The 1,947-nt window shown below is 79.0% G+C and carries 2 protein-coding genes; both read left to right on the forward strand.

Annotated elements, in window-relative coordinates:
* A partial coding sequence (locus BN2279_RS09480) for an ATP-binding cassette domain-containing protein (protein WP_234347683.1) occupies window positions 1–985 on the forward strand: 985 nt, incomplete at its 5' end.
* Window positions 986–1,095: 110 nt separating this feature from the next.
* The coding region (locus BN2279_RS09485; protein ID WP_407702214.1) for an SUMF1/EgtB/PvdO family nonheme iron enzyme at window positions 1,096–1,947 on the forward strand (852 nt) is incomplete at its 3' end.

A 1,947-nucleotide genomic window follows, 5' to 3' on the forward strand; every position in this document is an offset into this window, starting at 1 on the left:
GTCCCGCCCCCTGTCCGGCTGCGCGTTCGCGGCGCGCTGCCCGCTGGTGGAGGACCGCTGCCACCAGGCGGCGCCGCCGCTGACGGCCCGTGAGGACGGCGTCCGCACGGCGTGCTTCGTGACGGCGGAGGTCCCCGTTCCGGCGGCCGGGGCCGCCGCACCGGCCGTCCCAGGGCCGGTGCCGGCCGCGCGGGCGCCCCTGCCGGTGGAGACCGCGCCGCTCCTCGACGTCACCGGGCTGCGCAAGACGTTCCCCCTGCGCGGGCGCGGCGGGCGGCGCGCGCCGTTCACCGCGCTCGACGGGGTGGACCTGTCCCTGTCCGCCGGGGAGACCCTCGGCGTCGTCGGGGAGTCGGGCAGCGGCAAGTCCACGCTGGCGCGGACCCTGGTGCGCGCGCACGCGGCGACCGCCGGGACCGTCAGGTTCCGGGGGCGGGACGTCACCGACGCCTCCGGCGCCGCGCTGAAGGAGCTGCGCCGCGAGGTGCAGATGGTGTTCCAGGACCCGTACGCCTCCCTCAACCCGCGCATGACCGTGGGCCGCATCATCGGGGAGCCGCTCATCGCGCACGGCATCGGCGACCGCGAGGAGCGCGTCGCCGCGCTCCTCGCCCAGGTCGGCATCGACCCCGACGCCGCCTCCCGCTACCCGCGCGACTTCGCCGGCGGGCAGCGGCAGCGCATCGGCATCGCCCGCGCGCCCGCGCCCGAGCCGTCCGTGCTGATCTGCGACGAGCCGGTCTCCGCGCTCGACGTCTCCGTCCAGGCCCAGGTCGTCAACCTGCTGACCGACCTGCAACGGCGGCTCGGGCCCGCCATGATCTTCATCGCCCACGACCTGGCCGTGGTGCGCCAGGTCAGCCACCGCATCGCGGTCATGCACCAGGGGCGGATCGTGGAGACCGGCCCGGCGGACGACGTGGTCGAGCGGCCCCGGCACCCCTACACCCGCACCCTGCTCGCCGCCGCGCCGGTGCTCGCGTGACGGGCCGCTGCTGCGCGCCCGGGCCCGGCCCCGGGCCCGGCCACGACGGCACCGGACCGCTCCGCGCCGCCACCGGCGCGCGGCGCCCTGTGCCGCCAGGGCGTGACGAAGTGACGTTGCTCGGTGGCGAGTTCGGCATGGGCGACCACTTCGGCGAGGGGTACCCGGCGGACGCCGAGGGGCCGGTGCGCCGGGTGCGGGTCGCGCCGTTCCGTATCGACACCACGGCCGTCACCAACGCCGCGTTCGCCGCGTTCACCGACGCCACCGGCCATGTCACCGACGCCGAACGCTTCGGCAGCTCCTACGTGTTCCACCTCCTCCTGGCGCCCGGCGCCGAGCGGCACGTCATCGGCCGGGTGCCCGGGGCGCCGTGGTGGCTCGGCGTCGCGGGCGCCACCTGGCGCGCGCCCGAAGGGCCCGGCTCCGGGGTGGACGACCGCGCCGACCACCCCGTGGTGCACGTCTCGCACGCCGACGCCCTGGCGTACTGCGCGTGGGCGGGCGCCCGGCTGCCCACCGAGGCCGAGTGGGAGTACGCCGCCCGGGGCGGCGCCGAGGGGCGGCGCTATCCCTGGGGTGACGAACTCACTCCCGGCGGACGGCAGATGTGCAACATCTGGCAGGGCGCCTTCCCGCACCGCTACACGGGTCCGCGCCGCCGCCCCGGCACCGTCCCGGTCACCGCCCACGAGCCCAACGGCTTCGGCCTGTTCAACACCTCGGGCAACGTCTGGGAGTGGACGGCCGACGCCTGGAGCCCCGGCGGCGGCGAACGCGTCATCCGGGGCGGCCGGCGGGGTGAACCCGCCCGCGGCCGGCGGCCCCGGGGGGGGGCCACGGGCGCGGGCGGGGGGGCCGCCGGGGCCCCGGGGGGGCGGCCCCGCCGCCCGCGCGCGGGCGACGGGCCGGCCGCCGGCGCGGCGCCCCCCCGCCCCGCGCACGCGCCCGCCGCCGCGCCC

The organism is Streptomyces specialis, from assembly GCF_001493375.1.
In the GTDB taxonomy this organism is placed as follows: Bacteria; Actinomycetota; Actinomycetes; order Streptomycetales; family Streptomycetaceae; genus Streptomyces; species Streptomyces specialis.